General features: G+C 37.2%; 22 protein-coding genes and 1 riboswitch. Of the genes, 15 read left to right on the top strand and 7 right to left on the bottom strand.

Going from position 1 to position 25,758, the window contains the following annotated elements; translation table 11 throughout:
• Window positions 1-38 precede the first annotated feature (38 nt).
• Both ACVWXS_RS18540 and ACVWXS_RS18535 read right to left on the bottom strand, forming a co-directional pair.
• The gene (locus ACVWXS_RS18540) at window positions 39-326 is read right to left on the bottom strand and encodes a DUF2653 family protein (protein ID WP_456959574.1); all 288 of its coding nucleotides are present in this window, start codon (window positions 324-326) and stop codon (window positions 39-41) included.
• Window positions 314-772, bottom strand: a complete 459-nt coding sequence (locus tag ACVWXS_RS18535) for a hypothetical protein (protein ID WP_456959572.1) — start codon at window positions 770-772, stop codon at window positions 314-316. The genes ACVWXS_RS18540 and ACVWXS_RS18535 overlap by 13 nt, the downstream gene beginning before the upstream one ends.
• Before the next feature lie 185 nt (window positions 773-957).
• On the opposite strand from ACVWXS_RS18535, the gene ACVWXS_RS18530 reads away from it, so the two are divergent.
• The 11 genes from ACVWXS_RS18530 (at window position 958) to ACVWXS_RS18480 (ending at window position 16,983) form a co-directional block, all read left to right on the top strand.
• Window positions 958-1,974, top strand: a complete 1,017-nt coding sequence (locus ACVWXS_RS18530; protein WP_456959570.1) for a YdcF family protein — start codon at window positions 958-960, stop codon at window positions 1,972-1,974.
• A gap of 131 nt (window positions 1,975-2,105) precedes the next feature.
• Window positions 2,106-3,470: an SEL1-like repeat protein gene (locus tag ACVWXS_RS18525; RefSeq protein WP_456959568.1), complete on the top strand. Its 1,365-nt coding sequence runs from the start codon at window positions 2,106-2,108 to the stop codon at window positions 3,468-3,470.
• Window positions 3,471-3,965: 495 nt separating this feature from the next.
• Window positions 3,966-5,255 (top strand): protoglobin domain-containing protein, encoded by a 1,290-nt coding sequence (locus ACVWXS_RS18520; protein WP_456959567.1) that lies wholly within the window; start codon window positions 3,966-3,968, stop codon window positions 5,253-5,255.
• A 293-nt stretch (window positions 5,256-5,548) separates the two neighbouring features.
• Entirely contained in the window at window positions 5,549-6,937 is a 1,389-nt protein-coding gene (locus tag ACVWXS_RS18515; RefSeq protein ID WP_456959566.1) for a protoporphyrinogen oxidase, read from the top strand.
• Window positions 6,938-7,064: 127 nt separating this feature from the next.
• A riboswitch (SAM riboswitch) is annotated at window positions 7,065-7,164 on the top strand.
• A gap of 84 nt (window positions 7,165-7,248) precedes the next feature.
• Complete coding sequence (locus ACVWXS_RS18510) at window positions 7,249-9,096, top strand: bifunctional homocysteine S-methyltransferase/methylenetetrahydrofolate reductase (protein ID WP_456959565.1); 1,848 nt, start codon at window positions 7,249-7,251, stop codon at window positions 9,094-9,096.
• Window positions 9,089-12,520: a methionine synthase gene (gene metH, locus ACVWXS_RS18505; protein ID WP_456959564.1), complete on the top strand. Its 3,432-nt coding sequence runs from the start codon at window positions 9,089-9,091 to the stop codon at window positions 12,518-12,520. Before ACVWXS_RS18510 ends, metH begins: the two co-directional genes overlap by 8 nt.
• 139 nt (window positions 12,521-12,659) lie before the next feature.
• Window positions 12,660-13,160 (top strand): GNAT family N-acetyltransferase, encoded by a 501-nt coding sequence (locus ACVWXS_RS18500; protein ID WP_368638166.1) that lies wholly within the window; start codon window positions 12,660-12,662, stop codon window positions 13,158-13,160.
• 110 nt (window positions 13,161-13,270) lie between these two features.
• The gene (desA, locus tag ACVWXS_RS18495; RefSeq protein WP_456959563.1) at window positions 13,271-14,302 is read left to right on the top strand and encodes a Delta(5) desaturase DesA; all 1,032 of its coding nucleotides are present in this window, start codon (window positions 13,271-13,273) and stop codon (window positions 14,300-14,302) included.
• A 156-nt stretch (window positions 14,303-14,458) separates the two neighbouring features.
• Window positions 14,459-15,604 carry a sensor histidine kinase gene (locus ACVWXS_RS18490; protein WP_423473014.1) on the top strand — a complete coding sequence of 382 codons (1,146 nt, stop codon included), beginning with the start codon at window positions 14,459-14,461 and terminating at the stop codon, window positions 15,602-15,604.
• Window positions 15,605-15,620: 16 nt separating this feature from the next.
• Complete coding sequence (locus ACVWXS_RS18485) at window positions 15,621-16,232, top strand: response regulator (RefSeq protein WP_368638141.1); 612 nt, start codon at window positions 15,621-15,623, stop codon at window positions 16,230-16,232.
• Between the two features lie 196 nt (window positions 16,233-16,428).
• A complete protein-coding gene (locus ACVWXS_RS18480) occupies window positions 16,429-16,983 on the top strand; it encodes a methyltransferase (protein ID WP_456959562.1) in 555 nt (184 codons plus the stop codon).
• Window positions 16,984-17,287: 304 nt separating this feature from the next.
• Here ACVWXS_RS18480 and ACVWXS_RS18475 read toward each other — a convergent pair whose 3' ends face one another.
• From ACVWXS_RS18475 to ACVWXS_RS18465, 3 genes are all read right to left on the bottom strand, one after another.
• Entirely contained in the window at window positions 17,288-18,262 is a 975-nt protein-coding gene (locus ACVWXS_RS18475) for a proline dehydrogenase family protein (protein WP_368638143.1), read from the bottom strand.
• Between the two features lie 74 nt (window positions 18,263-18,336).
• Window positions 18,337-19,089, bottom strand: a complete 753-nt coding sequence (locus ACVWXS_RS18470) for an ABC transporter permease (RefSeq protein WP_456959561.1) — start codon at window positions 19,087-19,089, stop codon at window positions 18,337-18,339.
• Window positions 19,086-19,817 (bottom strand): ABC transporter ATP-binding protein, encoded by a 732-nt coding sequence (locus ACVWXS_RS18465; protein ID WP_456959560.1) that lies wholly within the window; start codon window positions 19,815-19,817, stop codon window positions 19,086-19,088. Before ACVWXS_RS18465 ends, ACVWXS_RS18470 begins: the two co-directional genes overlap by 4 nt.
• A 128-nt stretch (window positions 19,818-19,945) precedes the next feature.
• On the opposite strand from ACVWXS_RS18465, the gene ACVWXS_RS18460 reads away from it, so the two are divergent.
• A complete protein-coding gene (locus tag ACVWXS_RS18460) occupies window positions 19,946-20,446 on the top strand; it encodes a methylated-DNA--[protein]-cysteine S-methyltransferase (protein ID WP_368638145.1) in 501 nt (166 codons plus the stop codon).
• A 74-nt stretch (window positions 20,447-20,520) separates the two neighbouring features.
• On the opposite strand, the gene ACVWXS_RS18455 is transcribed toward ACVWXS_RS18460, so the two are convergent.
• Together ACVWXS_RS18455 and ACVWXS_RS18450 are read right to left on the bottom strand one after the other, a co-directional pair.
• Window positions 20,521-21,816, bottom strand: coding sequence for an ammonium transporter (locus tag ACVWXS_RS18455; protein ID WP_368638146.1), 1,296 nt, complete (start codon window positions 21,814-21,816; stop codon window positions 20,521-20,523).
• Window positions 21,817-21,829: 13 nt separating this feature from the next.
• Complete coding sequence (locus ACVWXS_RS18450; RefSeq protein ID WP_068986411.1) at window positions 21,830-22,171, bottom strand: P-II family nitrogen regulator; 342 nt, start codon at window positions 22,169-22,171, stop codon at window positions 21,830-21,832.
• 312 nt (window positions 22,172-22,483) lie between these two features.
• Between ACVWXS_RS18450 and ACVWXS_RS18445 the strand changes: the two genes are divergently transcribed.
• The 3 genes from ACVWXS_RS18445 (at window position 22,484) to ACVWXS_RS18435 (ending at window position 25,621) form a co-directional block, all read left to right on the top strand.
• Window positions 22,484-23,944: a nicotinate phosphoribosyltransferase gene (locus ACVWXS_RS18445; RefSeq protein WP_456959558.1), complete on the top strand. Its 1,461-nt coding sequence runs from the start codon at window positions 22,484-22,486 to the stop codon at window positions 23,942-23,944.
• A gap of 22 nt (window positions 23,945-23,966) precedes the next feature.
• Window positions 23,967-24,791 (top strand): ammonia-dependent NAD(+) synthetase, encoded by an 825-nt coding sequence (gene nadE, locus ACVWXS_RS18440; protein ID WP_427421450.1) that lies wholly within the window; start codon window positions 23,967-23,969, stop codon window positions 24,789-24,791.
• Window positions 24,792-25,303: 512 nt separating this feature from the next.
• Entirely contained in the window at window positions 25,304-25,621 is a 318-nt protein-coding gene (locus ACVWXS_RS18435; RefSeq protein WP_423492074.1) for an NAD synthetase, read from the top strand.
• The last annotated feature ends 137 nt before the right edge of the window (window positions 25,622-25,758 follow it).

Here is a 25,758-nt window from a genome sequence, read left to right as displayed (position 1 = left end):
TAATTTAAGATTTAGTGAACTGCTATTATTTTTCTTATTTACGATAGTCTAGCAATAATACCTTCCTCATCGTCTAGGACGAGTGCGATACCAGTTGAAAATGGATCAAGATGTAGGACATCTTTAATCCATACACGTAATGCGCCAATCATGGCTGCGGTATTAAATATCTCGATTTGCCCATTAACTTCAACTTCTGCACCAAAGCCTGTGTCATCATCGTATGTTAGTTCTACAAACACATCTTCAGGGCGAATGTTTTTATAATAGGCTTGTGATAAGCAAATTGCATTAATAATATCTTGCTCATTAATTACTTGTGCCATTGTGCTTCCTCTTTACGTTTTTTATCTTTAAACATATTAATAACTTTCATAACTAGCATTACGATAATAGCGATAGCTGCAACGTTAACTAGTAAGCCTAAAATGTTACCAAGCATACCCATTCCGCTGAAAAGACCTCCGAATAATAAGCCCGCTAAGCCACCAAGCATTAAACCTTTCATAAGGCCACCTGAGAAGAAGCCACCTTTCTTAGCTGTTGAATCCGTTTTGTTCGTGTTTTTATTTGTTGTTACATTATTTTGATCTTTAGAATGATCCTGAGATTTTTGGATATTTGAGCTGTTGTTATTATTGTTTGAATATCCTTTTTTACCTGACTTATAGGATTTAGCTTCTGCAGTTGGTGTATCAGAAATGAACAATGTTGCACCAACAGTCGAAAACATAAGTGTAGCTGCAAAAAGAGCGGCAAGAATTTTTTTCATTACTTATATTCCTCCAATATAATATTTAGATTCGTCATAAACTAGTTCTTAATAGTAATCTTACATGAACAATCACGAAAAATAAAATAATCGCTTTCATTAAATTAGGTATATCAATAAATTTGAACAAGAAGTGTCAATAGGGAATAAGTGTAAAAATGGTATAAAAAGAAAGGAGTGAGGCGGTGAATACAACAATAGTATTAGCAATTGCAATTTTTTTATTGTTATATATTACGGAAAAAAGACGATTCTTCAATGCAGTAGTGCTAGGTTTTTTAGGTTTGTATATTTTGAGCACAATAATTAGTCATTATCCTTTATTGCTACCAAATGAACAGGGGATTATGTCAAAAATGGAGATCGTCATTATACTTGGCAGTTTCCCGAGTATGATGTTTATATTATCGATTGCTACATTTTTTAATAGTAAAGTTTTACTTGAAAAAGAAGGACGTAAAGTTCGTAATTTATTGTTAGCTGTTTTTGGCTTAGTTTTTTTTATCATGATGATTTGGTATGTATTTGTTATTTTTACGAATATCGAACATGAGATTTGGCATATTCTTTTCTTCTATGCGTTTTTGATTTTTGGTTATACAATGTTTTTATATACAAGTGTGATGGCTTATGCGACTATATACCTTTTTACACCCATTTTCTATGAGCCTAACTATATTATTGCGCTAGGATCAGGGCTAATTGGTGATAAAGTACCGCCACTTTTAGCTAGTCGTTTAGACGAGGCGGTAAAGCAATATAAAAAATATGGTGAACGACCTTACATTATTGTCTCAGGTGGTCAGGGAAGTGATGAAAAAGTATCAGAAGCATATGCGATGAAAGAATATGTAGTTGACGTACATCAAATACCAACTCAAAAAATATTAATGGAAGATCAATCGACAAATACTGAACAGAATTTGGCATTCTCTAAAGAAATTATGGATAAACATGCCCAAGGAAAAAAATATCGATCTTTATTTGTGACGAATAATTTTCATGTTTTTCGAGCAAGTATTTATGCCAAAAAGGCTAGGCTAGATGCACAAGGTGTTGGTTCAAAGACAGCCCTTTACTATTTACCAAATGCCTTTACTCGTGAATTTATCGGTTTATTAGAAATGTATAAATGGATTCATGTTACTATCTTTTTATTCATCACATTCTTTATTGGATTAATATTGAGATCATATGTGTAACCAATTTAGAACTATCTTCCATATAATATTGGTAAGGCAGTTTTTATATTCATTCAGCAGATTTTTTTCTACGCGAAAGCGAAGTGTTAACGGAGGGTCAGCTAAAATGTTTTCTGTAGCGACAGCTACAAATGTTTTCTGTAGCGAAAGTAAAGCGACAGCTACAAGTAGGCCAAGGTGAAATTGATACTGTGCAAGGGGGGAAACTAATGTATGGACAATTTTTAGCAAAACAAAATAACGAGCGAATTGAATCCCTGCAAAAGCTCACGCAAACACAAGATACGTGGTTTGCACAAAAGATTAATTTGATAACGGTTGAAGAAGTGAAATTAACAGTCTTGCACAAAATATTGTATCAAGTTGTGCGAGGACTTTTGAAAAAAAATCAACAAAGACATTTACAAATTATACATCCAGAGCAGACACAGTCAGTACAGGAGAATGTGTTAACGCTTTTAGCTGAATATGATGATTTACTGCGTGAAGCCATACCACTCCCTATTTATATATTCATTTGGCAAATTTCTTCGTTGGAGAAGTTAGCGAATCGCGTTGAAGTTGTTGATGATGTACTTGATGTATTGGAATGGTATTTTATTCACCAAGATGATCAGGTAATGGCGTTTGATGAAGAAGATTTGGATCATGAGATAATTATTGACTTATACAAAGATGCCATTGAGGAACAGGATGCAGATGCTCAATTTCAGCTTGGAGAATATTATAGTGCAATTGACGATACACATTTCCAGCCTGAAAAATCGATAAAGTGGTTTGAGTTAGCGGCAGCACAGGGCAATGCTGACGCACAATATGCACTTGGTAATTTTTATTTTGAAGGTATAGGTGTGCAAGAAAACTATAATCAGGCTTTTATATTGTATGAGGCTGCGGCAAAACAAGGGCATCCAGACGCAGCAAATAACTTAGCCGATATGTACTTTAACGGTGAAGGTGTACAAGAAAATATGGTACTTGCGAAAAAATGGTTCGACTTCGCCGCAAAAAAAGGCGCTGCAGAGGCAATGTTTACGCTCGGAATTATTTACGAGCAGGGACTAGGCGTTGACATTGATGATGAGCAAGCATTTATCTACTATAAAAAATCTGCTGAAACAGGCTATATTGAAGCACAATATAGGCTGGGAGGAATCTATTTAGAGGGGCGTTTAGGCCAACCTAGAGATGCGAACAATGGGCTATATTGGTATGAAAGAGCTGCGGAGCGATATCATGTGGACGCTTTTTACGATTTAGGATTTATTTGGAGCAAAGGATTAACAGGTATTCGCAATATAGAAAAGGGAATACATTGGTTTAAACAGGCTGCTCTTCAAGGCGATTCTCAAGCTAAATTACAACTAGGGCATATTTATAATAAAGGGGACGGAATAGCTAGAAATATTCAAGAGGCGATCAAGTGGTATGGACTTGCGGCAGATGCAGGTAATGAGGAGGCAGCTATTTTACTTCAAGAATTAAAAGGAATATAAATTTTTTGTTAAAAATTCACGGGTATTTCGATTCAATTATTCCGTTTCGGCACTTGGTTCGAAGGTCTTTGTTTGCGGTTTTATCATAGGTATATATCGTTAGTTTTTACTTATTGTATAAATACTAATATAATGACGAGATAATTTCGACAAACAAAAACAAGAAGAAATAAGCATGAATAACAAAAGATGATATAAAATGGCTACCAAATAGTATATTGGTAGCTTTTTTACGTTTCTGAGTAATTAGTTTGATGATAAGGACTTTTTATGCAATTTATGTTAAAAAAATGAGCATAAGAAATTGACAGTTATTTATAAAATGTATAAGGTATATTGAGTGATTTTGAAACAGCGGTTAATAATTTTGGCTCATTTGGTGTTATTTCGTTATATTAATCTGTTGTATATGATCGAAAATAAGAGCGTGTTTTCTAATATTTTTGTAAATTCCTCAGCCTTGCAAAAGTTCACGTTATGAAAGAAGGAAAATGTGTGATTTTTCAAAAACAGAGAAAGACAACGGCGCTAGATTTGCAACAATACATTGTAAAAATGGATGTACCAAATCGCCAGTCAATGGTAAAGCAAATTGAAATGCTAAATTTAACAAAGCAGGATTTACAATATTTAAAAGCCTTTCAACCATTTGTTATGGATAATATTGATGGAATTGTTGACAGGTTTTACTCAATGATTGTAACTGAACGTGACTTAGTAGATATTATTAATAGACATAGTTCTGTAGAAAAATTGAAGGTTACACTACGTCGGCATATTATCGAAATGTTTAATGGGATCATTGATGAAGAGTTTTATCTTAGACGAATTAAAATTGCAAAGGTACATGTACATATAGGTCTAAGAACACAATGGTATATTTGTGCTTTTCAAGATTTGACGGTATCATTTATTGATTTAGTTGAGCAGTATATAACTCATCCAAAGGACCAGTTCAGTACAATTCGAGCTATTTCGAAGATTTCTAATTTTGAGCAACAATTGGTTCTAGAAGCATTTGAGAACACTGTTGAGCAGCATAAGGAAACGATGGAACGAAAAAAAGAAGTGGTGGAGAAGAAAATAGTAGAATCTTCAGAAGGTCTTGCCACAATATCTCAGGAAACAAATAACTCATTTCAGCGCTTAAGTAAACAATCAGATGAAATTAAACGACTAGCCAAAAAATCACTTCAAGTGTCGGCGATGGCTGAGAATCAGGCATTAGAAGGTCGGGAACAATTAAAAAGTCAATCACAAAATATGAATAATATTATTCATTCTCTTAATGATATAACGGAAAATACTGAACAGTTGACTGAGATGTCAAAGGAAATGGAATCGATCATGAGTGTTGTCACGAATATTGCGAACCAAACAAATTTGTTAGCTTTAAACGCAGCTATTGAAGCGGCTCGTGCTGGAGAAGCAGGTAAAGGCTTTAGTGTTGTTGCGGATGAGGTTCGAAAATTATCGATTCAAACAAAAGAATCTGTTACTTCTGTAGCGATGTTATTACACAAAACGAATGATCGGATTGATAAACTTGTTCATTCCCTTAGTAATATACAAGAAGAGGTCGAATCTGGGGAAGAAAATATGGTACAAACAGAAGGACAATTTACCAAAATATTAGATTCTATGACTGAAGCTAAAGAACAAAATGATTGTATGGAAAAAGATGTTCTAGCTATAGCAGAAATTCTCAATGAATTAGGTATTGCCTTTGAAGAGGTAACGAGTTCTGCTGAAAAATTAGCGAACGTTGCCCAAAATCTAAACTAATTAATATAAAAAACACTACACACTCTAGGATATAAAAAACACTATATCAACTATTAATATATAGAATCCAATGAGTCTAGGGTACGTTAGATGGGTGTTTTCATAAAGTTTGAAGAAATGACGCACGCAAAAGTATTTTTGATGATCTCTACATAATATATAGTAATGAAAAAAATGGAGCTATCCCAAATGCTGGGTAGCTCCATTTTTGCTAAATTTGTAAAGTGTTTTGCGTAATTTTTAGGTAAAAAAGTTTATACTGAATAAAGAACTAAAAATAGGGGCGGTTTAACATGAAAACAGTTGTTGTATTAGGTGGCGGAATTACAGGATTGTGTACAATGCATTATTTGCAACGTCAGATTCGAGAGAAAAACCTAGATGTAAAGCTTGTGCTCGTTGAAAAAAATACATATCTAGGTGGCAAGCTGCACTCAGAGTATGAACAAGGCTTTATCCTGGAAACAGGAGCAGATTCCATTGTTGCACGTCATAAAGGTGTTTTAGAGTTAGTAGAGGAACTTGATTTTAAACAGAATCTTGTTTATAACGAAACTGGTATTTCGTATATTTATACAAATAATGAGTTACATGCTATCCCAACAGACTCGACGTTCGGTATTCCAATGAGCTTACCATCTCTTGAGGAAAGTACGCTTGTATCGGAAGAAGGGAAAAAAGTAGCATTAAAGGATTTAACAATGCCAAATGAAGGGTTTACAAAGGAAAGCTCTATTGGGGAATTTTTAACGTATTATTTAGGTGAGGAGCTTGTTCAAAACCAAATAGCACCAGTACTTGCAGGTGTATATTCGGGAGATTTAAATCAACTTTCAATTGCTTCCACTTTACCGTATTTAATCGATTATAAAAATGATTACGGTAGTATTATTAAAGGTTTCGATGCAAACAGAGAGCAATTTGTGAAAGCTGCTAATAAAAAATTTATTTCATTTAAAAATGGTTTATCGTCACTAATTGAACGACTTGAAGAAACTTTAACAGATGTAGAAATTGTGAAAGGAATTGCTACGACTAGTGTTAAAAAGCAGGAGAATCAATATATCGTTACTTTAGCAAACGATAGAATGATTGAAGCAGATCATGTTGTTTTGGCACTTCCTAACGACTCGGTACAAAACTTATTGCAAGATGAATCATTGAACCGCTATTTTGGACAATTCAATACTGCATCAGCCATTACGATTTACTTAGGATTTGACGTACCCGATCATAGATTACCAGCAGATGGAACAGGCTATATTGTGTCACATAATTCCGATGTTATATGTAATGCAGCAACGTGGACAAGTCGCAAGTGGAAGCACACCTCTGCAGAAGGGAAATTACTTGTACGACTTTTTTATAAGAGCATTAACCCTGCGTATGAGAGATTGCGTATGATGACAGATGAAGAATTAGCAGTTGTTGCCTTAGAGGATGTAAGAAAAAGCTTGGGGATTGAGGAAAAACCAACTGTTGTCGATGTGACAAAATGGATTGATCAAATGCCGAAGTATGACTTGGCACATCGTGAGGCGTTGCAAGGTCTAGTGCAAGAGCTTGAGAACAACTATCCCAATTTATTAATAGCAGGATGCTCTTATTTTGGAGTAGGCATAGGTGCTTGTATTCAAAACGGGAAAAAAATTGGTGAAGAACTTGCTGAAAAACTATTGTAATTGTTTCATAAAAATCAAAATATAATATTTTTTTCGTATAAAATATCTTTTGTTCAGTGAAATAGTCTTGACTCTATCGTTCGTAAACGATATGATTCTTTTAATTATTTAAAAAATTCATACTACATTCTTATCAAGAGAAGCTGAGGGACTGGCCCTATGAAGCTTCAGCAACCAACTTTTTGTCAGGTGCTAAATCCAGAAGACCAATGTGTCGAAGATGAGAAGGAAAAACAATTACGAAACGTAAAAGCCTTCTTTTTTTGAGAAGGCTTTTTTATTTTATAGATAAGGGAAGAGAGGCTAGTTTTATGGGATTGCTTGAAAAGTTAAAAACGAATGTTCTTACGGCAGATGGTGCAATTGGTACGCTTTTATATGGCTATGGCTTGGAGTACTGCCATGAGGAAATGAATGTTCAGAGACCAGAATTAATTGAAAAGATTCATAGAGAGTATATAGCAGCTGGAGCCGACATTATTCAAACAAACACTTATGGAGCTAATGCCATAAAATTAGTTCGCTATGGATTAGAATCACGTGTGCAGCAGTTTAATGAAGCTGCTATTACGATTGCCAAACGAGCGGCGGCAGATGGTGGACAATTTGTCTTGGGTACTATTGGAGGAATCCGTGGTATTCGAAAGAGTGATGCAACGTTGGAGGAAATTCTAGCAACGGTTGAAGAGCAAACAACTGTTTTACTTGCGGGAAATCCAGATGGTCTTTTGCTTGAAACCTATTATGATTTTGAAGAGCTGACAGCAACTTTAACAATGCTACGGGCTAAAACAAAATTACCGATTATTGCGCAAGTTTCTATGCACGAACCAGGCATTTTGCAAAATGGAATGAGTTTAAACGCCGCTTTACATAAACTTGAAGCGCTAGGTGCTGATATCGTAGGTGTTAACTGTCGCTTAGGCCCACACCATACTATTCAAGCATTTGAAGGTGTAGAGCTTCCTGAAAAGGCATTTATGTCAGCGTATCCGAATGCATCTCTTCTTGATTTGGAGGATGGCCGTGTCGTTTATGAATCTGAGGCAGATTATTTTGGGCGAGCAGCTGTAGCACTTCGTGATCAGGGAGTGCGTTTAATAGGTGGTTGCTGTGGTACGACACCCAAACATATTGCCGCAGTGAAAAAGTATTTAGAGGCGCTATCTCCAGTTGAGGAAAAGCACGCAAAGCCAGAAAAAATCGCAGTTTTACGTGAGGCAGAGCCGCCAAGTTATGAGCCATTACATGTAAAAGTAAAACGAGAACGCTCAGTTATCGTGGAGTTAGATACTCCTAGACATTTAGAAATTGAAGGCTTTATTGAAGGTGCCGAAAAATTGTATAAAGCTGGCGCAGATGTAGTCATGATGGCTGATAATTCACTGGCATCGCCAAGGATTAGTAATATTGCGATGGGTGCCTTATTAAAAGAAGTACATGGGGTACGCCCATTGACACATATAACATGCCGAGATCGTAATTTAATTGGTCTTCAATCACATTTAATGGGATTAAATGCACTTGGGATTCATGATATTTTAGCGGTTACTGGAGATCCGACAAAGGTAGGTGATTTCCCAGGGGCGACTAGCGTTTATGACGTATCTTCAATGGAACTAATCCAATTAATAAAACAGTTAAATGAAGGTGTATCGTTCTCAGGGAAACCACTTCGTAAAAAGGCAAATTTCTCTGTAGCGGCAGCGTTTAATCCTAATGTACGTGTACTGGATCGTGCTGTGTCTCGATTAGAAAAGAAAATTGAACATGGGGCAGATTATTTTATTTCACAGCCTGTTTATACAAAGGAAAAAATCGTGGAAATTTACGAGGCGATAAAGCATTTAGAAACACCAATATATATAGGTATTATGCCAGTAACGAGCTATAAAAGTGCGGAGTTTTTACATCATGAAGTACCAGGCATCAAACTATCAGATGATGCGTTAACGCGTATGAAGGCTTGTGGTGATGATAAGGAACGCGCAACACTAGAAGGGATTGCAATTGCCAAGGAATTAGTAGAAGTAGCAGCGGAATATTTCAATGGTATTTATCTTATCACACCGTTTCTGCGCTATGATATGACACTTGAATTGATGAAATATATTGAGCAATTGGATGAACAGAAAAAAGGGGTAAGTATAAATGGCTAAGCACTTGATTGAAGAACAACTTGAGAAACGAATATTAATTCTTGATGGCGCAATGGGTACAATGCTACAAAATGAAAATTTATTAGCGGAGGATTTTGGCGGCGAAGAATACGATGGCTGTAATGAAAATCTTGTGCTAACTAGACCAGATGTGCTTGAAAAAGTTCATAGAAAATATTTAGAGGCTGGAGCAGATATTATTTGTACAAATACATTTGGTGGAACACCACTTGTACTAAACGAATATGATCTTGGCGAGAAGGCAGAAGAAATCAATAAACGTGCTGTGGAAATTGCGCGCAAAGTAGTAGATGAATTTTCAACATCCGATTGGCCACGTTTTGTAGCGGGGGCTATGGGGCCAACTACAAAAACCTTGTCGGTAACAGGTGGTATTTCATTTGATGAGTTAGAGGAAAACTTTTACGTTCAGGCCAAGGCATTAATCGAAGCTGGGGCGGACGTTCTATTGCTAGAAACAAGTCAGGATATGTTGAATGTTAAGGCGGGGACTCTAGGCGTATCTCGCGCTTTTGAAGCAACTGGAAAAGAGCTCCCTGTGATGATATCGGGAACAATTGAACCGATGGGCACGACACTTGCCGGTCAAACAATCGATGCTTTCTACATTTCCATTGAGCATATTAAGCCGTTATCAGTCGGCTTAAACTGTGCGACGGGACCAGAGTTTATGACTGACCACATTCGCTCATTAGCAGAGCTTTCAACTGGCTATATTAGTTGTTATCCGAATGCGGGCTTACCTGATGAGGAAGGTTGCTACCATGAGTCGCCTGAATCGTTATCTCAGAAATTAAAAGGTTTTGCAGAAAAGGGTTGGCTGAATATTGTCGGAGGTTGCTGTGGTACAACGCCAGCACATATTGCAGCAATTCGAGAGGTGCTAAGGGACGAAAAGCCTCGCCAATTACCAGTTGCAACGCATGGTCATGTAGTATCAGGTATCGAGCCATTAGTGTACGACGATTCCATGCGTCCATTATTTATTGGGGAACGTACAAATGTAATCGGCTCTAGAAAGTTTAAAAATTTAATTATTGACGGAAAGTTTGAGGAAGCAGCTGAAATCGCTCGTGCCCAAGTGAAAAATGGAGCACATGTTATTGATATTTGTTTAGCGAATCCTGACCGCGATGAATTAGCTGATATGCAAGGTTTTATGCAAGAGGTTGTAAAAAAAGTAAAAGTACCTCTTGTTATTGACTCGACAGATGAAAAAGTAATTGAAGAAGCACTTAAGTTTTCTCAAGGGAAAGCTATCATAAATTCTATTAACTTAGAAGATGGCGAGGAGCGTTTTGATGCAGTTTTACCGTTAGTGAAAAAATATGGTGCCTCTTTAGTTGTGGGTACAATTGATGAGCAAGGCATGGCGGTTGATCGACACCGCAAGCTAGAGATTGCTGAGCGATCCTATAATTTGTTAACAGAAAAGTGGGGCATTGCACCTGAGGATATCATTTTTGACCCATTAATGTTCCCTGTAGGTACGGGAGATGAGCAGTATATTGGCTCAGCACTTGAAACAGTTGAAGGAATTCGCCTTATTAAAGAAAAAATGCCACGTACATTAACAGTGCTTGGTGTAAGTAATATTTCATTCGGATTACCACCTGTAGGTCGGGAAGTATTAAATGCTGTGTATTTATATCACTGTACACAGGCTGGTTTAGATTATGCAATTGTTAATACCGAAAAGCTGGAACGTTATGCATCTATCCCTGAAGCGGAAATTAAGCTAGCCAATGAATTACTCTTTAATACAAATGACGAAACATTAGCAGTCTTCACGGATTTCTATCGTGATAAAAAGAAGGAAAAAACGGAGGAAGATATTCCGAAAACGGTAGAAGGTCGTTTGGCTTACTATATTTTAGAAGGTACAAAGGAAGGTCTTATTGAGGATTTAGATGCTGCTCGTGAAATTTTCGAAATGCCACTAGATATTATTAATGGACCATTAATGAATGGAATGGCTGAGGTTGGTCGCTTATTTAATGATAATCAGCTAATCGTAGCGGAAGTATTGCAATCAGCAGGAGTTATGAAGGCAGCAGTGGCACATTTAGAACAATTTATGGAGAAAAATGAAGAGAGTACTGGTAAGGGGAAAATGGTACTTGCTACTGTAAAAGGTGATGTTCATGATATTGGGAAAAACCTAGTCGATATTATTTTAAGTAATAATGGCTATAAGGTTGTTGATCTTGGCATTAAAGTAACACCTGCCCAATTAATTGAAGCAATTCGTAAGGAAAAGCCAGATTTCATTGGGCTTTCTGGCTTACTTGTAAAATCAGCACAGCAAATGGTTATTACAGCTCAGGACTTCAAGGAAGCGGGTATTGACGTACCGATTTTAGTAGGAGGGGCTGCATTATCTCGTCGCTTTACTGAAACGAAAATCGCCGGCGAATATAATGGACCTGTCATTTATTCAAAGGATGCGATGCAAGGATTAGAGCAGGCGAATCGGTTAATGGGAACAGATACACGTGCTGACTTCTTAGTTGAAATTGAGGAATCACGGAAAAAACGCTTAGAGGCAGACGAAAAAAGAGCGGCTCGTCCTGCAAAAGAAGTAACTGTAAAGCCTGCGCGCACGGTAAAAGAAGCATCTGTCTTTCTTCCGGCTGATTTGCGACGCCATGTAAAGCGAGAATATGCTGTTTCGCATTTATATCCATATGTTAATATGCGGACATTACTTGGACATCACTTAGGTTTAAAGGGGCAAGTTCAGCAATTACTTGATGCTGGAGATGCAAGAGCAACAGAATTAAAAGACTTAGTCGATGATTATTTGCAAGGTGATCTATTGAAGCCATCAGGTATGTATCAGTTTTTCCCTGCACAAGCAGATGGGGATGATGTAGTCGTTTATGATCCAGCGGATAGTAAAACGGAAATTGAACGATTTACCTTCCCGCGTCAGCAGGTTGAACCGTTTTTATGTCTAGCAGATTACCTAAAAACAGTCGAAAGCGGTGAAATGGACTATATTGCCTTAATGGTCGTAACGGCAGGACAAGGTGTCATGGCAAAGGCTCGTCAGCTAAAAGAAGAAGGTAAATTCCTCGAAAGTCATGCATTACAATCTACAGCGCTTGAGCTTGCGGAAGGCTTTGCGGAGCGTATGCACCAAGAAATTCGTGACCAGTGGGGCTTCTCGGATGCGACAGATTTTACAATGCGTGATCGATTTGCGGCAAAATATCAAGGACAGCGCTTCTCATTCGGCTATCCGGCATGTCCGAACCTAGAGGATCAAGAGAAATTGTTTGGTTTATTAAAACCAGAAGATATTGGTGTTCATTTAACGGAAGGCTTTATGATGGAGCCAGAAGCTTCTGTATCAGCAATTGTCTTTGCACATCCGGATGCTCGATATTTTAATGTGTAAAGTTGAAATAAGAGGTTCATCACCGAAAGTGGGATGATATTTTGTTAAAACATATGCATAAGTTGATTGGAGTAAGATTAGATGCCCCCTAGGACAGTGCGCTTTAGGACTATTTCTATTAATGAAGGACGTGAGTATGATGATTCGATTAATGGAAGAGAAAGACTTGCCCGAGGTTTTAGCCATCTACAATGACATTATTTTAACGAGCAAAGCTGTTTATCGATATGAGACACAATCGTTAGAAGAAAAAAAGCAGTGGTTTAAGGAGCAGCAAACATCTAGCAATCCTCTCCTTATCTTTGATGAAAACGGCATAGTAGCCGGCTTTGCAACATATAGTCAGTTCCGTCCATACCCTGGTTATAAACACACTATGGAGCACTCAGTGTATGTGCATAAAGATCACTATCAAAAGGGGATTGCTACGAAGTTAATGCATGAACTTATTCGAATTGCAGAAGAGCAAGGTGTGAAGACTCTCGTAGCTGGCATTGACGGTGAAAATATGGGCAGCATTAAAGCACATGAAAAATTAGGCTTTGAATATGCAGGGACAATTAAAAATGCGGGCTTTAAATTTGGACAATGGCTAGATCTTGTGTTTTATCAGCTACATTTAACTGGACCAAAAGCATAAAAAGGGTATGACAAATGTCATATCCTTTTTATGATGTTTGCATCTGTTGCTAGTTTACACTCATGTTTTATGATGAGGTCATAAGAAAAAGGAAACGAGGGAGTAAAACGATGGCAACAGATAAAGAAAAAACAAAAAAACTGCGCCAGGATGTAGCACCATTTGCGAAATCTGATACAGCTAAAAGTATTTTTCAAATGGTCAATACGATTGTACCGTTAATCGCTCTATGGGTAGCTGCATATATGTTGGTGGATATTTCACCATGGTTAACAGTTGGTTTAAGTGTAATTTCTGCTGGCTTTGTCGTAAGAACATTTATTATTTTCCATGATTGTACACACGGTTCATTTTTCAAAAGTAAAAAAGCAAACGACTGGGTTGGTTTTGTAACTGGAGTGTTAACATCATTCCCATATGAAAAATGGAAGCGCGAGCATACAATTCACCACGCAACTAGCTCGAACTTAGACAAGCGTGGTATTGGTGATATTGATATGATGACAGTGGAAGAGTTTTTACAAGCATCTAAAGGACAACGTTTATGGTATCGTTTTTACCGTAATCCATTCGTAATGTTTGGCTTAGGACCACTGTTTATGGTGTTAATTTTAAACCGTCGAAATCGTAATGACGCTAAACAGAAAGAACGTTTTAACACTTATTTAACAAATATAGTCATTACGGGGATTTGTGTTGCGTTAATTTACTTTATGGGATGGCAAGCATTCGTATTGGTGCACGTTGTAACATTGTATGTTGCTGCTTCTCTGGGCATTTGGTTATTTTTTATCCAACATACGTATGAAGATTCTTATTTTGAGCATGAATCAGAGTGGGATTATGTAAAGGCTGCTGTTGAAGGTAGCTCGTATTATAAATTACCGAAGCTATTACAATGGTTGACAGGCAATATTGGTTTCCACCATGTACATCATTTAGCTCCACGTGTGCCGAACTATAATCTTGAACAAGCGCATAATGAAATACCGCCATTACACACTGCAACGACTATTACATTACGTAAAAGCTTAGAATCATTACGCTTCAAGTTATATGATGAAGATCAAAGCAAGTTTGTATCCTTTAAAGACGTTAATGAAATAATCAAAAGAAAAGCAAGAGGCAGTCTTGCTGCTTAGTAAAAATTTTTTTCAGCCATCTCTATTAAGGGATGGCTGTTTTACATAAATGAGTTGTCTATTGCAATATGGCTCATACACTGATAACCATGTACAGGCATAAAATTAATTTTCTTGTTATAATGAGGGAAAAGTAGGAAAGAGCGTGAGATTATGATGAGGAAATGGCATAGTATTATTCCGAATAGTCCGATGCTCAGTATATATTTATGGATTATTTTCTGTTTTCTACCGTTTTTCTTCATTTTTAGAAAGTCATCTTATATTGAAATATCAATAGGGATTACATTTTTAATGCTCTATTTTATCTTCTATCGGTTTTCCATGAATTCGAAAAGCGGTCTAGTTTATATGTGGATTAGTTTTGAGATGGTCATTAATATCGTTATGACTATATTGTATGGTTATGTGTATTTATCAATTTTTACAGCTTTCTTTATAGGGAATATTCGTAGACCTGTTGGCTTCTATGTTATATATGGATTACATATTGGCTTTACGGTTATTTCGACAGGTATTGGCTTCTTTGTTGAGCTACAATTATTTTTATCACAACTACCATTTGTTGTTTTAACGATTTTAGTAGTGGTGCTTATGCCACTAACGATTTATTCAAAAAATAAACGTGAAAATTTAGAGGGTCAGCTTGAGACTGCTAATGAACGAATAGCTGAGTTAATTGTTTTTGAGGAAAGACAACGCATTGCTCGTGACTTACATGATACGCTCGGTCAAAAATTATCGATGATAGGTTTGAAAAGTGACTTAGCTTCAAGATTAATTGAACGTGATCCACAGCAGGCTCTAACTGAGATTAAGGATATTCGTCAAACGGCGAGTATCGCATTAAAAGAGGTACGTGAATTAGTATCAGATATGCGAACAGCTAGGTTTGAGGATGAGCTTATGCGTATTTCTCAAATGTTAAAGGCGGCCGAAATGGAATTCGTATTTGATGGAGATAAAGATAAACTGCAAGTTCCACCACTTGTAGAAAATGTATTATCCATGTGCTTAAAAGAGGCAGTTAATAATGTCGTTAAGCATAGTGGTGCTACAAAATGTGAAATAGCCTTCCATCAAAATTTTAAGGAAGTATATTTAGTAGTTCGTGATAATGGACATGGCATCACAAAAAAACAAGCTTGGAAAACAGGAAACGGATTGAAGGGAATGCGTGAACGCTTAGAGTTTATTAACGGTTCCTTTAAAATTGAAAGTACAGAGGGTACTACATTAACGGTGTCGATTCCAGTGGCGATTACGCATCAAAAGGTCAAAGAAAATCTGAAGAACATATAGAAAAGAGGATTGTGACATGATACGAATTGTAATTGCTGAAGATCAGGGTATGCTATTAGGCGCACTTCGTTCTTTACTTAGTATGGAGGATGATATGGAGGTCGTCGGCTTAGCAAAAAATGGTGAGGAGGCATTGGCGCTTGTAGAAGAGCATCAGCCTGATATTTGTATTATGGATATTGAAATGCCATTGAAAACAGGACTGGATGCTGCCGAGGAGCTGCATTCCTCTGGTTCCGATTGTAAAGTAATTATATTAACAACATTTGCAAGGCCAGGTTATTTTGAGCGTGCAAGAAAGGCTAGCGTTCGAGGCTACCTGTTAAAGGATAGTCCAATAGAAGAATTGGTCAGTGGTATTCGCACGATTATGGATGGCAAAAGAATTTATGCGCCTGAACTCGTTGATTTTGTCTACGAGGATGATAGTGAAAATCCTTTAACTGAACGTGAGAGTCAGGTGCTGACACTTGTTGCAGAGGGAAAAACGACAAAAGAAATTGCGGCAGAATTATTTTTATCAGCAGGGACTGTTCGTAATTACATCTCCACTATTTTAGAAAAATTAAATGTTGGGAATCGTATTGAAGCCATTGCACGCTTTAAAGAAAAAGGTTGGAATAAATAAGTAGCTTAAGAACCTATCGTGAATACCTTTATACCTAAGAGAGTGTATGGGTTAAAATTAGACAAAAGGCATTGAATTATTTTAAATTCAGTGCCTTTTGTCATTGGAAAAATATATTAGGATATTGTATTTTTAGACTACTAATGATAATATTTAGAAAACTATAAATATTTTAATAAGAAGGATGGAAATGATCATGGGAAAAATTATGAAAATTACTTCAACAGCATTATTAGCAACAACATTTGCCGTGACTAGCGCATATCCTTCAGCCGTTTTTGCTGCAAGCGATGATATGGTTGATCCAGTAGTTGAGACGGAGACATCTATCCCATTACAAAATAGTATGGACAAAGCTGTTCAGGCAGCATTAGTCGGCCCTGAAATTAAAAAACTAAATGTACTAGGTCATGAATTTAATGTAAAACCAGCTGCTATTACGAAAAAAAATGAACTAACAGTAGTAGATGGTCAGGTCTCCCATCATTTAAGTTGGCGTCCAGATGATCAGCTATACTACCATATTGAAAAAGAAAACGGAGAAGTAAAAAAAGTGGAGATCAAAATTGATCGAGGTGGATGGACAAGTTTATCAGCTCCATTTATCGCTGCGTTAGCAGAAAAAAATGATATCCCGATTACGCTAGAAATGATACAAGAGCTTGGGCAAAAACTAGGAAGCTATATTGATGGTAAATGGGAGTACGCAGCAGAAACAATTGTTTCAACTATTGCTTTACATGTTGAATAAAGTGAAACTTCAATCAGTGGGGGTTCTTCATCCCCGCTGATTATCAATCTTCACCAATCGGGCAGTTAACTTCCAGCCGACATTCATTGCTTTCACAGAATTTTGAGGAGGGAGTCTTACTGCTCTAAATTGAACACAGTGAGGAAAGCGGCTTGGTATTCGCCTATGGAAAGTAAGTATTAGAGCAACTTTAGTTAGAGGAACAAATTGTAACGAGTTATTTTCACCGTACAGCCCTTTTAAATAGCTAAAACTAAAGCCAGAAGCTTATTCGATTAAGCTTCTGGCTTCTTTATAATAAACCTTATTTCTTACGTTTTGTTAAACGTCCAAGAACGAATGCACCTGCTGCTACAGCAAGGACTGTATTCGTTTTTTTCGTAAATACTTGCTTTGTCACAAGATTAATGTTTTGAGGACGCTCTGCTAAACGGCGCATAAAGTAGCCATACCAATCTTCGCCGAATGGTACATATACACAGAAGTTATAGCCTTCTGTAGCAAGCTCTTTTTGCATATCTGTACGGAAGCCGTAAAGCATTTGGAACTCGAATTTATCGAGCGGAATATTATTGTCTGCTACAAATCGTTTTACGTGAGCAATAACATTATGGTCATGTGTCGCGATGGACGTAAATTTACCGTTTAGTAAATGATACTCGATTAACTCAATGAAGTTTAAATCGATATCTAATTTATCTTGGAAAGCAACTTCTACAGGTTCTTTATAAGCACCTTTTACGATACGTAGACGATAGTCTTTGAATTTTTCAATATCGTCTTTTGCACGGTAAAAGTAAGATTGGATCACAGTACCTACATTATTAAAAGTTTTGGATAGCTCTTCAACCATATCAAAGGAAGTTTGTAAACGACCGTAATCTTCCATATCAAAGTTAACAAATATATCAAATGCTGCTGCTTTTTCTACAATCTCATATAAATTGTCGTAGCAAAAATCAACATCAATATCTAAGCCTAGTTGAGAGGGCTTTAACGAAATATGTGCATTAACACTGTTTTCATGAATAGCTTCAATAACAGCAAGGATTTGTTCTTTAGCTTTCGTTGCTTCTTCTTCAGTTGAAACAAATTCCCCTAAATTATCTACTGTGCAAGAGATATTATGTGCATTAAGTTCTTTGATGCTTGCAATTGTTTCTTCAATATTTGTACCAGCTACTACATTTTGTGCTCCTAATTTTAGACCGTATTTTTTGGCAGAACTATTTAATAGTTGGTTTTCAGATAAGTGGATGAAAAAATCGCGTAATAACATGGTCATTCTCCTCACTGCATTTTCTTCTTAGTATAACATAATTTAGAAAATATATATTGATTTCACTATAACAATTATTTCATTTCAAGTAGTTGCATGCGTTCATTAAAAAGTGCAGGATAGCTTAAAAAACCTATCATTATGCTCGATAATGTCGCAGTTGTTAGAAGGGCGAAAATGATTAGTAGTTGAAATTGTACTGCTTGAATAGGGTCTGCACCACCAATTATTTGGCCGCTCATCATACCTGGCAATTGTACGAGACCAATCGTTTTTTGGCTTTCGATTGTAGGGATCATACTTGTTTTTACCGCATTAATTAGCTGTCGATGAATTGCTTGTTTTGGTGTGCCTCCAAGGGATAAAATTAACTCAATTTCATTTTGGTGACTTGTAATTTCTGCTGTAAAACGATTTAAAAATAAAATAGATAATACCATTGAGTTGCCAATCATCATACCACTAATTGGAATAATATATTGTGCAGTTGCTGGAACAATATTAAAGCCAAGCAATACACCTTGTGTAACAAATTCTATTACAATAAGAGTTAGTGCTATTTTCCAAGTAATTCCTTTAATACCCTTTCCTTTTTTGCGAGCATTTAATGTTGCCACTACGATCATTAATGCAACCATAAGAAAAATATACATATAGCTTTGGGCATCAAAAACAAATTTTAAAATATAGCCTACTGCAAGCAGTTGAATAATTGAACGTATTGTTGCAAGGATTGTATCTTTTTCAAGTCCAAGCTTTAACGTTTTGGACAGTAACAGTGGGATAAAAACAAAAATTAATGTTAGGGAAAGCGATATATAGGTCATGCATTTACCCCCTGTACAAATTCTGCGACACGTGGATCTGTAGGGGCGTTTAGTAAGGAGCTTTTACCTGTTTCAATTAGCTCACCATCCATCATGACCCAAGTATAGTGCCCGATTGTTAATGCTTGCTGTAAATTATGCGTTATCCAAATCATTGTGACATTGTATTTTTTATTGATAGAAGCAATAAGTGTCTCAATTTCCTGCACGGATTGACGGTCTAATGCAGATGTGATTTCGTCTAACAATAAAATAGAAGATTGATTAATAAGTGTTCTGGCAATAGAGACCTTTTGCCGTTGTCCGCCTGATAACCCATTTGTAGGACGTTGTAAAAAGCTCTGATCTAATCCAACATCTTGTAAATATTGAATGGCTTCTTGCTTTGTCAGTTTTTTTCCTTGTAACGAACGTGGAAGTGCAAGATTTTCAAACACTGTGCCCGCTATCATGGGTGCTGCTTGAAGAGCAATGCCTACATGTTTTCTTAAAGTAGTTGGTTCGTATGTATAAATAGATTGATTATCAATTAATATTTGACCATCTGTTGGCGTTAATAGACCATTACACAATTTGAGCAGAGTTGTTTTACCAGCACCTGAAGGACCAACTAAAGTTGTGATTTTGCCTTTAGGGAATGACCCTGTAATCGCTTTTAATATCGTTTTGTTATTTGCTGAAAAGCTGACCTGTTGAAGGTGAATAGCAGGCTCGTATAACGTATTCATATAGTTGAACTCCTTTATAATAGTAAGTAAAATAACTGTAGCATGAAATTATGGAGAGCTACAGCCGTTTTACATTTTTTGCATTTTGTAGATTTTGATGATCATTATGAATGTAAGGGGAGCAGGGGATGGATGTATTATATGTAGATACACTAACATATGCACAGGGCACTTTGTATATCGTTGCCTCAGATGAAGGTCTTGTATATATCGGAACACCAAATGTATCGTTTGACGAGGTAGAAGTGTGGGCGAAAAAGCCATTTAAAGGCTATCGCTTTGAAGAACATAAAGTAAAGTTACAACCTTATATAAAGCAATTAACAGCTTATTTTAATGGAGAGCTTACTGAATTTGATTTGCCGATACATGTCAAAGGGACTCCGTTTCAACTAGCAGTATGGGATGCCTTAAAGGAGCTACCATACGGTGCAACTGCAACGTACTCAGACATTGCACATCGCATCGGGAATCCGAAAGCGGTAAGAGCTGTGGGTAGTGCTATAGGTGCCAATCCTATATTAGCGATTATTCCGTGTCATCGTGTGATTGGAAAAAATGGTAAGCTAACAGGTTTTCGTAGTGGATTAGCGATGAAAGAATTTTTACTTGAGCTAGAGAGAGTATAAACAAGAATGTGCATAAGCTGCTTCTTATGCACATTCTTGTTCTTTATTGAGAAGGAATAAAAGCTTGCTGGACACTATACATGTTCTTCTTTGACAACGGTGTGTGTTTTACCGAAATGAGTTAAACGATGTGCAAATGTTTCTCCTCGTACGGCAGAGCCTTTGAAAATATCCTGAAATTCATAAGCTGGAGCGCCATGTTCGATGACATCTAGGCCAGAGACTTCTTCTTCAGAAGAAACACGTAATGGCACAAATGCTTTTATTATAAATAAACCAGCTGTTACTGAAACGCTAACCCAGGCAATTGTAGCAATAACGCCAATTGCTTGCACACCTAATAGGCCAAAGCCCCCTCCATAAAATAACCCTCGACCACCAATATCAAACAAGCCAACTGCTAGGGTACCCCAAGCACCACAGATACCGTGTACAGCAATTGCCCCAACAGGATCATCAACTTTTAATTTCCATTCAATAAAGCGGACACCCTCAACTAATAATGGAGCAGCAATCAAGCCGATCATGATTGAACCGATAATACTAACATTAGCAGCCCCGGCAGTAATAGCTACGAGCCCTGCTAAAGCACCGTTTAATGTTAGTGAGCCATCAATATGACCATATCGAAACTGCGTATAAAAGGCAGTTGCGACAACTCCAGCAGCCGCTGCGAAAAATGTATTTGCGATTACAATAGGAACAAGTTTAGGATCAGCGGCTAGTGTAGAAGCACCATTGAAGCCGAACCAACCAAACCAAAGTAAAAATACACCTAGAGCTCCTAATGGGATACTATGTCCTGTAATAACGTTAACACGACCATTTTCATATTTTCCAAGACGGGGACCAACCATGACTGCTGCTACAAGTGCCGCAACTGCACCTGTTAAGTGAACAGCGGTAGATCCTGCGAAGTCAACAAAGCCAAGATCTGTTAACCAACCTTGATCACTCCATACCCAATGGCCAACAACAGGATAAACAAGTGATGACATGAGAATAATAACGCCGATATAAGCAAAGATATTAGTACGCTCCGCCACTGCTCCAGATAAAATTGTTGCTCCAGTTGCTGCAAACATCGTTTGGAAGATAAAGAAGGAAAGATCATCTACACCATTTAAAGCAAAGCCACTTGTACCGAAGAAACCGCCAGCTGAATCACCAAACATAATAGCGTACCCACATAGAAAATAGACAATACCGCCAAGTGAAATAGTAAGGAAGTTTTTCATAATAATATTGACTGCGTTTTTTGAACGCGTAAAGCCAGCCTCAACCATCGCAAAACCAGCGTGCATAAAGAATACTAAAATTGTACCGAGCATTACCCAAACTAAATTTACAGATAATATTACTTCATCCATATATGTGCCCCCCTTATTCTACAGCAATCGATCCGACTTCTTTTGTGCGGATACGAATTGCTTGTTCTACTGGATAAATAAAGATTTTTCCGTCTCCAACCTTGCCAGTTGCTGCATCACGTAATAAAACTTCTACAATAGGATCTACTTTTTCATCATCAACAATCATTTCTAATTTCAACTTCGGCAAAAATTCAATTTCATAGGTATTTCCACGAAATAACCCAGTCCGACCTAATTGCTTTCCGCAGCCAGCTATTTCAGAAACACTTAGTCCTGCAATTCCTTCCTGTGCCAGTCCGTCCCTAACAGCGCCGAAAACTTCGGGACGAATGATTGCTTCTATTTTTTTCATCACTACCAGCTCCTTGTCGTAATTTTAATTTACATGTTAAAACGGCATAAAAAACAGTGCAATGGTTTTTTTATAATGCGTGTTATGTTTTGTTACATAGTATATTTCGGATTTCGTACTAGTTTAGGAAAAAGGTTTTTATAAGGGGAATGAAAGCGGTACTAAAAAATGTGTCTAAATTGTGTATGATTCAAAATTTTCTGATTTTAATGTAAGGAAACCTCACATTAAAATAGAGGAATGTAAAACGCAAGAATTTGGGTATATAGTGTATACTAGGACTAATTATCAAAGCGGAAGAAGGGGTTTCTTGTGAGATCAAACTATGCAGATGATAGCTTAGCGCTACACACGGACTTGTACCAAATCAATATGGCAGAATCGTATTGGGCTGATGGTATACATAATAGAAAAGCAGTTTTTGAACTATATTTTAGAAAATTACCTTTTGGCAATGGTTATGCAATTTTTGCGGGATTAGAGAGAATTCTTGAGTATTTACGTGATTTTCGCTTTAGTGATTCGGACATAGCATATTTGCGTGAAGAGGTTGGTTATAAAGAGGATTTTATCGAGTATTTAAAAAATATTCGTTTTACTGGAGATATGTATTCTATGGTGGAAGGAGAAACTGTTTTCGCTAATGAACCAATTATCCGCATTGAAGCGCCGTTAGTGGAGGCGCAACTAATTGAAACCGCATTACTTAACATTGTGAATTACCAAACCTTAATTGCAACAAAGGCTAGTCGTATTAAACAAATTATAAAAAATGAAGTGGCGATGGAGTTCGGTACACGACGCGCTCAGGAGATGGACGCAGCAATTTGGGGAACGCGTGCGGCGTTTATTGGTGGTTTTGCTTCAACTAGTAATGTGCGAGCAGGTAAACTCTTTAATATACCAGTATCAGGTACACATGCACATGCACTTGTACAGGCCTATAAAAATGATTATGATGCATTTCACTCCTATGCAAAACGTCATCGTGATTGCGTATTCCTTGTAGATACTTATAATACGTTAAAATCGGGTGTGCCAACAGCGATCCAAGTGGCTAAAGAGCTTGGAGACAAAATTAATTTTATTGGAATTCGATTAGACAGTGGGGATATAGCTTTCTTGTCAAAAGAAGCACGACGTATGTTAGATGAGGCGGGCTTCCAAAACGCTAAAATTATCGTATCAAATGACTTAGATGAATACACGATCTTAAACTTAAAGGCTCAAGGTGCAAAAGTTGATGTGTGGGGAATTGGTACAAAGCTTATTACTGCATATGATCAACCAGCTTTAGGGGCTGTTTATAAAATGGTCGCTATTGAAAATGACGATGGGCAATTAGAAGATACGATTAAAATTTCTGCGAATGCTGAAAAGGTAACGACGCCAGGTCTTAAACACGTATATCGCATTATTGATCGAAAGAATGGCAAGGCAGAGGGAGATTACATCACGATGCAAGATGAAAATCCTCAATCAGAGGAAAGAATTAAAATGTTCCACCCTGTTCATACATTCGTATCAAAATTTGTAACGAACTTTGAAGCTAAGAATTTACATCATCATGTAATTAAAAATGGTGAAATACATTATCAAAATCCTACTTTGGAAGAAATGCGCGATTATGCAGCTAATAATTTAGAGTTGTTATGGGATGAATATAAACGCGCCATGAATCCTGAGAAATACCCAGTCGATTTAAGCCAAAAATGCTGGAATAATAAAATGCGTAATATTGAAGAAGTAAGTGAAATGGTCAATCGATTGTAAAGCGTAAGGAGTGAAGGACAAAATGACATTACAGCAAGAAATCATTAAGGAATTACGTGTATTACCTACTATTGATGAGCAGGAAGAGATTCGCAAATCCATCGATTTTTTAAAGGAATATGCTCGTCGCTATAGCTTTGTAAAGGGATTTGTTCTCGGGATATCAGGTGGTCAAGACTCCACATTAACGGGAAAAATAACACAGCTTGCAGTTGATGAGTTAAATGCCGAGGTCGGGGAAGCAAAGTATTCATTTTGGGCTGTCCGCTTACCATATGGTGTGCAGGCTGATGAAAAGGACTGTCAGGATGCCATTGATTATATTAAACCTACGAAAACCTTCACAGTAAATATTAAAAATGCCGTCGATGCTAGTATGGAATCATTAGCTAATGCAGGTATTGAGGTCAGTGATTTTGTAAAAGGGAATGAAAAGGCACGTGAGCGAATGAAGGTGCAATATTCTATTGCTGCTATGAATAATGCTGTTGTGCTTGGGACAGATCATGCTGCAGAAGCAATTACAGGTTTTTACACTAAGTTTGGAGATGGTGGTGCGGATTTAATGCCAATCTTCCGTCTCAACAAGCGTCAGGGGAAACAAATATTAACTGTGCTTAATTGTCCAGAGCATCTTTATTTAAAGGTACCAACTGCAGATTTAGAGGAAAATCGCCCTTCTTTACCAGACGAAGCAGCACTTGGTCTGACATATGACCAGATTGATGATTATTTAGAAGGGAAGGAGATCCCTGAAGAAGCTCGTAAAACATTAGAAGGGCATTATTTACGTTCTCAACATAAACGTCATATGCCGATTACAATATTTGATGATTTTTGGAAGTAATATATAGGCTATCACCACCAGTCTCTACTCCAATCAACCTATATCAATTTCGCCTTGGCGTAATTGCGTCCGGATTTTGAATTGTGCTCAGGCCTGCACGATGCAGGTCAGTTAGCCGTTTTCGCAGGATGCGAAGATTTTAGGCTAACATCCTTAAATTCATTCCTTTGAAAATCCGTGACATCCGCCGGAGGCTTTATCTTCATTCAGTAGGGGGGATGGAGCCTATTGATAGGGAACCACATCCGTATTTATCTCACTACCTTCAGAGGTAGGAGTCTTCTACTGAATGAAGATAAAAGGCATGCGCTTTAACAAATGTCATTCTCAACTTCTATGATAAGCCAATAAATATTTGGGAAAAGAGTTATAAGAAAAAGTGATTATTACTTTTTCAGATAGCCCTTTTCTCCTTTTTTTTAAAGATTTGGTTCTACACCGTTAATTTTTCGCATATAATGTCGATATAAATACCTATAGAGCTGATAAAAAGTAAAGGAGGGTAATTATTTATGAGGACTTCTAGAGTAAGTGCGACGACAAGTAGTATATTTCGGAACGAGCAACAGTATTTACATGCAGGGGATATAAGCCACAATTTTGGACAAAATCCGAAACAACAGTTTAAAAAGAGTATGCAAAAAAATAAAGATAAGAAGAGTACGGACAACACTAAACAACTTCAACAACGCTCAAATAAAATAGAGGCTAGTTATTTGGACGGCGCATATGATTTACAAATACGCAATGAATTAAATGAAACTGCCGTTAAGCTAAGTCTTGTCAGCAAGCAAAAGAAGCTTCTCAATAGTTACCGCTCTTCTGTATAACATCATAAATCGAACTCTCTGCATCATTTTGGATGTAGAGAGTTTTTTATGTGCGCCCGGCATGCGCATGAACTATAGGGTGTAAGTCCCGACCCCCGGAGACAGAAGTAGGGGATAGCCAAGAGCAAGGGTGTCCG

It is taken from the genome of Lysinibacillus sp. TE18511, from assembly GCF_054062295.1.
This window is presented reverse-complemented; position numbering and strand designations above follow the sequence as displayed.

What these genes read in the sequence shown, in the direction of transcription:
- ACVWXS_RS18490 (WP_423473014.1), top strand. Translation starts at nt 14,459, where the DNA reads ATGAGGAAATGGCATAGTATTATTCCGAATAGTCCGATGCTCAGTATA.
- ACVWXS_RS18510 (WP_456959565.1), top strand. Translation starts at nt 7,249, where the DNA reads ATGGGATTGCTTGAAAAGTTAAAAACGAATGTTCTTACGGCAGATGGT.
- ACVWXS_RS18475 (WP_368638143.1), bottom strand. Translation starts at nt 18,262, where the DNA reads ATGTTATTACGCGATTTTTTCATCCACTTATCTGAAAACCAACTATTA.
- ACVWXS_RS18460 (WP_368638145.1), top strand. Translation starts at nt 19,946, where the DNA reads ATGGATGTATTATATGTAGATACACTAACATATGCACAGGGCACTTTG.
- nadE (WP_427421450.1), top strand. Translation starts at nt 23,967, where the DNA reads ATGACATTACAGCAAGAAATCATTAAGGAATTACGTGTATTACCTACT.
- metH (WP_456959564.1), top strand. Translation starts at nt 9,089, where the DNA reads ATGGCTAAGCACTTGATTGAAGAACAACTTGAGAAACGAATATTAATT.
- ACVWXS_RS18480 (WP_456959562.1), top strand. Translation starts at nt 16,429, where the DNA reads ATGGGAAAAATTATGAAAATTACTTCAACAGCATTATTAGCAACAACA.
- ACVWXS_RS18455 (WP_368638146.1), bottom strand. Translation starts at nt 21,816, where the DNA reads ATGGATGAAGTAATATTATCTGTAAATTTAGTTTGGGTAATGCTCGGT.
- ACVWXS_RS18465 (WP_456959560.1), bottom strand. Translation starts at nt 19,817, where the DNA reads ATGAATACGTTATACGAGCCTGCTATTCACCTTCAACAGGTCAGCTTT.
- ACVWXS_RS18515 (WP_456959566.1), top strand. Translation starts at nt 5,549, where the DNA reads ATGAAAACAGTTGTTGTATTAGGTGGCGGAATTACAGGATTGTGTACA.
- ACVWXS_RS18540 (WP_456959574.1), bottom strand. Translation starts at nt 326, where the DNA reads ATGGCACAAGTAATTAATGAGCAAGATATTATTAATGCAATTTGCTTA.
- ACVWXS_RS18500 (WP_368638166.1), top strand. Translation starts at nt 12,660, where the DNA reads ATGATTCGATTAATGGAAGAGAAAGACTTGCCCGAGGTTTTAGCCATC.
- ACVWXS_RS18470 (WP_456959561.1), bottom strand. Translation starts at nt 19,089, where the DNA reads ATGACCTATATATCGCTTTCCCTAACATTAATTTTTGTTTTTATCCCA.
- desA (WP_456959563.1), top strand. Translation starts at nt 13,271, where the DNA reads ATGGCAACAGATAAAGAAAAAACAAAAAAACTGCGCCAGGATGTAGCA.
- ACVWXS_RS18525 (WP_456959568.1), top strand. Translation starts at nt 2,106, where the DNA reads ATGTTTTCTGTAGCGAAAGTAAAGCGACAGCTACAAGTAGGCCAAGGT.
- ACVWXS_RS18535 (WP_456959572.1), bottom strand. Translation starts at nt 772, where the DNA reads ATGAAAAAAATTCTTGCCGCTCTTTTTGCAGCTACACTTATGTTTTCG.
- ACVWXS_RS18435 (WP_423492074.1), top strand. Translation starts at nt 25,304, where the DNA reads ATGAGGACTTCTAGAGTAAGTGCGACGACAAGTAGTATATTTCGGAAC.
- ACVWXS_RS18450 (WP_068986411.1), bottom strand. Translation starts at nt 22,171, where the DNA reads ATGAAAAAAATAGAAGCAATCATTCGTCCCGAAGTTTTCGGCGCTGTT.
- ACVWXS_RS18485 (WP_368638141.1), top strand. Translation starts at nt 15,621, where the DNA reads ATGATACGAATTGTAATTGCTGAAGATCAGGGTATGCTATTAGGCGCA.